The organism is Mesorhizobium sp. M5C.F.Ca.IN.020.29.1.1, from assembly GCF_003997375.1.
Classification (GTDB): domain Bacteria; phylum Pseudomonadota; class Alphaproteobacteria; order Rhizobiales; family Rhizobiaceae; genus Mesorhizobium; species Mesorhizobium wenxiniae.
In genome coordinates this window covers 1-6,325 of sequence record NZ_RZSW01000372.1, presented here as the reverse complement: position 1 = coordinate 6,325, position 6,325 = coordinate 1, and the positions used below count along the sequence as shown (strand labels likewise).

Annotated in this window: 6 protein-coding genes and 1 pseudogene; 5 read left to right on the top strand and 2 right to left on the bottom strand. The window is 54.9% G+C overall.

All coding sequences use genetic code 11. The features are described from left to right. Positions 1-302: pseudogene (locus EOA85_RS37695) on the top strand (peptide ABC transporter substrate-binding protein); the annotation flags it as partial. 85 nt (positions 303-387) lie between these two features. Here EOA85_RS37695 and EOA85_RS24435 read toward each other — a convergent pair. After that, positions 388-1,068 carry a TetR/AcrR family transcriptional regulator gene (locus EOA85_RS24435; RefSeq protein WP_127211477.1) on the bottom strand — a complete coding sequence of 227 codons (681 nt, stop codon included), beginning with the start codon at positions 1,066-1,068 and terminating at the stop codon, positions 388-390. Between the two features lie 99 nt (positions 1,069-1,167). On the opposite strand from EOA85_RS24435, the gene EOA85_RS24430 reads away from it, so the two are divergent. From EOA85_RS24430 to EOA85_RS24415, 4 genes are all read left to right on the top strand, one after another. Further along, complete coding sequence (locus EOA85_RS24430) at positions 1,168-2,136, top strand: ABC transporter permease (RefSeq protein WP_127211476.1); 969 nt, start codon at positions 1,168-1,170, stop codon at positions 2,134-2,136. 110 nt (positions 2,137-2,246) lie between these two features. Next, entirely contained in the window at positions 2,247-3,029 is a 783-nt protein-coding gene (locus tag EOA85_RS24425) for an ABC transporter permease (RefSeq protein ID WP_281033781.1), read from the top strand. Further along, positions 3,019-4,677, top strand: coding sequence for an ABC transporter ATP-binding protein (locus EOA85_RS24420; protein ID WP_127211474.1), 1,659 nt, complete (start codon positions 3,019-3,021; stop codon positions 4,675-4,677). Before EOA85_RS24425 ends, EOA85_RS24420 begins: the two co-directional genes overlap by 11 nt. A 361-nt stretch (positions 4,678-5,038) precedes the next feature. Beyond that, the gene (locus EOA85_RS24415; RefSeq protein ID WP_127211473.1) at positions 5,039-5,320 is read left to right on the top strand and encodes a DUF2285 domain-containing protein; all 282 of its coding nucleotides are present in this window, start codon (positions 5,039-5,041) and stop codon (positions 5,318-5,320) included. Positions 5,321-5,336: 16 nt separating this feature from the next. On the opposite strand, the gene EOA85_RS24410 is transcribed toward EOA85_RS24415, so the two are convergent. Next, the coding region (locus EOA85_RS24410) for a TraG/TraD/VirD4 family protein (RefSeq protein WP_206523358.1) at positions 5,337-6,325 on the bottom strand (989 nt) is incomplete at its 5' end.

Below are 6,325 nucleotides of genomic sequence, written 5' to 3'. Positions count from 1 at the left end.
CTACAGTCGACTGGTTCCTTACCTATGCCTATGCGGCAGAATCCAACCAGAACGAGACTTTTTGGAAGAACCCACGCTTCAACGAGCTTTTGGTCGAAGGGCGTTCCGAACTCGATGATAAGAAGCGTGCGGAGATTTACGCCGAAGCGCAGCAACTTCTCCATGATGACGGCGGACAAATTGTGCTCGCCTTCCCGCGGTACGTCTCGGCTCACTCGAAGAAAGTCGCGCACGGCGATCTGATCCCTGGGTGGGACGTCGATGGAATGAAAATTGCGGAGCGCTGGTGGGCGAGCAATTGACGCTGCCGGTCGGCTCGCCGCTGAAACCGCGATTGGCCAACGGTTTTGGCCAATCGCTTACTAGGTTCGTCCACGCACCGGTCCGTCAACCCCTCTTTTGGGGTGCCGATTTCAGGTTGCGAGAAGTGGCCGAGGATGAATTCGCAAGATGGGAAGCAGACTGACATGATCGTTCATCCGCCCATCTAAGCAAAGAATGTATGTGAGTAGTAAGGAGCTCAACTTGCACGTTTTCCGGGTATGCCGACGCACGCGTCAATGCTTTTACGTAGATGCCGTCCATGAAAACCACAATTGAAGAGACAACGTGCGTCATGGCTGGCTCTTCCCAATTCGCAGATGAAGGCGTGCTGACAAGAAGGCAACGCCTAATCAGCGCGCGCCAGTCGAGGTGCGTTTGGTTGGACATCTCCAGCAAATCGGGACGCTTTAGGGCAGCGCCCCAGAAGGTCAGCCATGCAGCAGTCTCGGCCCGCCGTTCCTCGTCTAATGGCAGCACGTCTCGCATGAGATCAGCCATATCGCCGGCTTGGGAGTTGAGCCGTAGCGAAAGCCGTTTCTCGATTCTGACATGCATTAGTTCGAGCGCAGCAATTATAACATCCCACTTTGTAGGAAAATAATGCGCAAGCATGCCAGTGGTATGTCCGGATTCCCTTGCGATCTGTACAAGAGTTACATCATCTAGTCCATGTTTAGCGATTGCCCGACAAGCTGCAGCTGCTATATCATGGCGTCGATTCTCATGATTAACTATTTTTGGCATTGTCACCTCGGTAGATCGTTGCCATTATGCCTACACTAAAAGAATGGAGATAGCAATGTACGAAAAGTTTAGCATGCACAATAGAATGTAGGATTAAGAATGTATCCTCTTATCCGCACCATACTTCAGCGTCTCGGCCTCGGCTTAATCACGCTAGTCGTTGTTTCGCTCATCATATTTTCGGCTGTCGAGTTCTTACCGGGTGACTTTGCAAAATCTATTCTTGGTCAATCAGCTACACCCGAGACGGTGGCGGCCTTTCAGAAGGAGATTGGCTTGGATAAGCCCGCTAGTATGCGGTACCTAGAATGGATCGGCGGGGTAATTCATGGCGACTTTGGTTTGTCCTTTGCTTCGCGCGCAGGCGTTCAACGCAGTGTGGCAGAAATAATAGGCCCCCGGCTACGCAATACTCTTTTTCTGGGTGGAATAACGGCCGTGATCGCGGTGCCGCTCGCTCTGTTGCTGGGAGTATTGGCAGCCCTCTACCGCGACAGTTGGTTCGACCGGGCTATTAATGCGGCTACTTTGACTGCTATCTCGTTTCCGGAGTTTTTCGTTGCGTATATTCTTATGTTGTTCCTAGCTGTCAAATTCCCGATCTTTCACTCCCTCGCCAACATCGATGCTGAGATGGGCCTCTTCGAGAGCCTCAAGCGAGTTGTGCTCCCCGTTCTCACGCTTACTCTGGTGATTGTAGCCCACATGATGCGAATGACGCGAAGCGCGCTCATAGGTCTGCTAGGCAGTCCTTATGTAGAGATGGCGCAGCTCAAAGGCGTTTCGCCAGCGCATATTATTCTAGGGCACGTGCTGCCAAATGCCTGGGCACCCATCGCTAACGTGATAGCTTTCAATCTTGCTTACCTAGTGGTGGGTATTGTGGTCGTTGAGGTCGTTTTTGTTTATCCTGGCATAGGACAAGCCACAGTCGACGCTGTGCGTTCCCGCGATATCCCTGTCGTTCAAGCATCCGCGCTGATCTTTGCCTCAACCTATATTTTATTGAACCTGATGGCCGATATCATCGCGATCGCAACCAATCCGAGGCTTTTACACCCAAAATGAGCGTTCGCCAGGATACCTCCCAACAATATCCCAAGATGCGAAGGCGCCGGTCCTTTAGATCGGTCGCATCTCGGGAGCTGAAGAAGGCACCGTGGTCGGCTTGGTTCGGCATGGCGGTAATAGCCCTTTATGGCTTGACCGCGGTTTTTGCACCTTTGATTGCGCCGCATGGGGAATCGGAGATCGTGTCGGCGCTCCCTTATGACCAATGGTCTGCAAGCTTCCCGCTGGGTACCGATCAGCTCGGGAGAGACGTGTTAACGCGGATGATATACGGGGCCAGAAATACTCTGGGAATCGCGCTCGCCGCGACCCTCGCCTCTTTTTTCGTGGGTGGCGCGCTCGGAATTCTCGTGTCAGTGCTGCGGGGTTGGCTAGATCAACTTTTGTCACGTGCGGTCGATGCGCTAATTGCCATACCAGCTTTGATTTTCGCCCTTGTTCTACTTTCGATTTTTGGTTCGTCAGTGTTGAACCTCATCATTATCATAGCTGTTCTTGACTCCACTCGCGTCTTTAGGCTCACGCGGTCGGTGGCGATGAACGTGGCCGTGATGGATTTCGTCGAAGCGGCGAGACTCAGAGGGGAGAAGCTCACGTGGATAGTTGCGCGCGAGATTCTGCCGAACATCTTGCCGACGCTCATAACGGAGTTCGGCCTTCGGTTCTGCTTCGTTTTCTTGACAATTTCCGCACTGTCCTTTCTCGGTCTAGGCATCCAACCACCTACGGCCGACTGGGGGTCGATGGTGCGGGAGAGCGCGGCGTTGATCAGTTATGGCGATATCACGCCGCTGCTGCCCGCCGGTTGCATTGCACTACTCACTGTCGCGGTGAACTACGTCGTCGATTGGGTAATTCATCGGACAAGTGGACTTCCTAATGATCGTTGACTCTTCAAAAGATTTCCGCACCAAGGGCCAAGTGGTGCTTGAGATGCGAAACCTGCGGGTTGAAGGCCACAGCGATGACAATTGGTCGCCAATTTTGCACGGCATCGATTTGACTTTGCGGCGGGGAGAAGTCCTTGGCATCATTGGGGAGTCGGGAGCAGGAAAGTCGACCATCGGGCTTGCTGCCATGGGGTACGTGCGTAATGGCTGCCGATTTACAGGCGGCACGGTGATGTTCGATGGAATCGATCTACTGGAAGCGAGCGAGAAGCAAAAACGGAGCCTGCGTGGTGTTCGGATTGCATATGTTGCGCAAAGCGCTGCCGCCTCCTTTAATCCTGCCCACCGGCTCCTCAAGCAGACGATTGAAGTTGCAACCAGGAACAATCTCAAATCACGGGCGGAGGCAGAAGCCGATGTCAAAATCCTCTACAAACTACTCAAGCTCCCGAATCCCGAAAACATCGGCTCAAGATATCCCCATCAGGTTTCGGGGGGGCAACTACAGCGGATAATGATGGCTCTGGCCATGTCCTGCCGCCCCGACATCATCGTTCTCGACGAGCCAACTACCGCGCTTGATGTTACAACTCAGGTGGAAGTGCTGGCAGCTATTCGTGACATTGTAGAAAAATTCAACACCGCAGCAATCTACATCACCCATGATCTTGCGGTGGTCTCACAAATGGCCCACCGGATTATGGTGCTACGTCATGGGGAAACAGTTGAGGAAGCGCCTACCCGTGAGATGCTGCATAGCCCGAGGGCGGACTACACCCGTTCGCTTTGGGCGGTACGAAACCTCAGAAAAATCGAAGAGCCAAACGACGACACAATCCTCCGCGTCCAGGGTATCAGCGCGGCTTATTCCAACGACGGACACAGGGTGCTTGACCAAGTGTCTCTCCGGATTCCACGCGGGCGAACGGTGGCGATTGTGGGAGAATCAGGCTCTGGCAAGTCGACGATCGCACGCGTCATGACAGGGCTTCTGCCGCCGACCAGCGGCGAAATATATTTCAATGGAAAGCTACTTCCTGCCACCTTTGAGACTCGCGACCGTGAGATGTTGCGCCGGATTCAGATGGTATACCAATCACCTGATACGGCACTAAATCCACGGCATACTGTTCGCGAGTTGATCGGACGGCCACTGCAATTCTACTCAGGCTTGCAAGGAAGTGCTCTGGAACGTCGAATTGTCGATCTAATCGAAATGATCGAACTGAACGAAAATCACTTGGAGCGTCTGCCTGGGGAGCTATCGGGTGGTCAAAAGCAGCGGGTTTCGCTCGCGCGAGCGTTGGCAGCCGATCCAGACCTAGTCATTTGTGACGAGGTAACTTCAGCGCTCGACCAGCTTGTACAGGAAGAGATCCTGAAGCTGTTACTTCGTCTTCAGAAACAGTTGGGTCTGTCATACATTTTTATAACCCACGACATCGCTGCCGTTCGGGCAATTGCCGATGAGATTGTGGTAATGCATAAGGGTATAGTAATAGAACAGGGCATGAAGAGCGAGGTTCTGGAGCCTCCCTATCCGGATTACACAAAACTGCTACTCTCATCAGTACCGGAAATGGATCCTGATTGGCTTACCAAGAGACTTATCGCACGAGAAGGTGTTGCAGGCAGTGCGTTATTGTGATTGGCGACCAGTGTGCCCGCCGCCCAGCGCGGTCTAGAGTGGCCTTGAATGAACACAGCCCACTCCTTTGCTGAAATCTGCTCTGGCTTGGCCCAAGTCGAACGGCCGCTTTGGAGAAGCCACGGGAACGTCGAGAAATGGCGCTCCTTGCTCGTTCAGATGGACGGGCGAACCGTACTTCCAACCCCTTCTGCGACCTTCCCGCGCGATGAATCGCTTGGGTCGCCAGGTCTCATTTCGCGCTACACTCCACTTGTGAAGTTGACAAACCGACCGATGATGTACCAAGGCGAATGCGAGATAGGCAGGTGGGCGATCGCTGGTATCGAAGCGGTCGCGACGACGATAACGAGCAGTCGCTATGCCGATAAAACCGCCGCTTGATCCTGATGTCGCGGACGAAGCACCCCAGTCCCCGATCCTGACGGGCTATGACGAAGAGCACTTTGTGACCTATCTGCGTTTGCTCGATGCAGCGGCGGTGGATGCCGATTGGCGTGAAGTAGCGCGTGTCGTACTGCATATAGATCCGGACCGCGAACCGGACCGGGCACACGGAGCTTGGGAAACGCATCTGGCGCGTGCGCGCTGGATGACGACGACCGGATATCGGTATCTTTTTCAAGGCGGCGCGCCGCACTGACGTTGCAGGGTCTTGACTAATCAACGCCCTGCAAGGCTGTCTCGAGATCGCGCAAGCCGGCGTCTGCTTCCGATTTATTGGCCGCTTTCCCGGCGACCTTCGCCACCCGGCTGATCGCCTCCGCAATCTTCGCCTGGGCTTCAGTCGATACAGCATGGTTGCGCTCGGCGGCGCGCGTAATCGCAGCCAGGTCAGGCGTGTTCCGAGGTAGGGGTGGCCGATTGGTTGATCGTTTAGGGTTAGCTGCAATGTAGGTCGTCACGGTGACGGGGCGCGTTGGTGGGGGAGGGCGCCGGCCGGCCTTGGCCGCGAAAACAGCGCCGCGCCGCCGCGTTGACGCAGGCGCCGCTTCGTTCGGGTGCGCAAACCGCGGCGGAACCAACATGTCGCCAAATCCAGCATTCGGTTTTGGTGCTGCTTTCCGGCCGGCATCCGGTTCTTCCTCCTTGGCAGCCGACGCTTTGAAGGCCGGGATCGGCATCCAGGCACGTTTCGACAGCTCAGCGTCGGCAAAATAAAAATTGCGCGTGCCGAAAATCGCATGCGAGCCGCGAGGAAGGATGATGCATTTGTTCCGACTCATGGTGCGGATCTCGTCAGGACGCATCAAGGGCCGACGGACCTCCTTCACATGCACGGTGCGCGCGTGATGCATGTCGAACATCGTCGCATGGGTCTTGCTGACATCCTTCTGGACTTCGGTGCGCTCGCCCAGCGTGTCGGAAATGTATTTCAGGTCTTCGGCGTCTTGCGCGCCGAAAAACACCTGGACCCGCGCGGAGTTGACCAGCGTTTTACGGCCTTCCTCGCGATAGATGGTGTCCACCGACTTGAGCGACTGGACAAAGAACCAGGTCGGCACGCCATAGCCGCCGAGGATGGTGGCCGCTTCCATGACGTTTTCGAGTTTCCCGAGATTCTGGAACTCGTCGAGCAAGATCAGGACGCGGTGCTCACCCCGCCCAGGCAGCTCTTTGGCCATATAGTTCATCAACTGGGTAATAA

Coding starts and splice junctions, on each gene's coding strand:
- EOA85_RS24435 (WP_127211477.1), bottom strand. CDS start 1,068: ATGCCAAAAATAGTTAATCATGAGAATCGACGCCATGATATAGCAGCT.
- EOA85_RS24430 (WP_127211476.1), top strand. CDS start 1,168: ATGTATCCTCTTATCCGCACCATACTTCAGCGTCTCGGCCTCGGCTTA.
- EOA85_RS24425 (WP_281033781.1), top strand. CDS start 2,247: ATGGCGGTAATAGCCCTTTATGGCTTGACCGCGGTTTTTGCACCTTTG.
- EOA85_RS24420 (WP_127211474.1), top strand. CDS start 3,019: ATGATCGTTGACTCTTCAAAAGATTTCCGCACCAAGGGCCAAGTGGTG.
- EOA85_RS24415 (WP_127211473.1), top strand. CDS start 5,039: ATGCCGATAAAACCGCCGCTTGATCCTGATGTCGCGGACGAAGCACCC.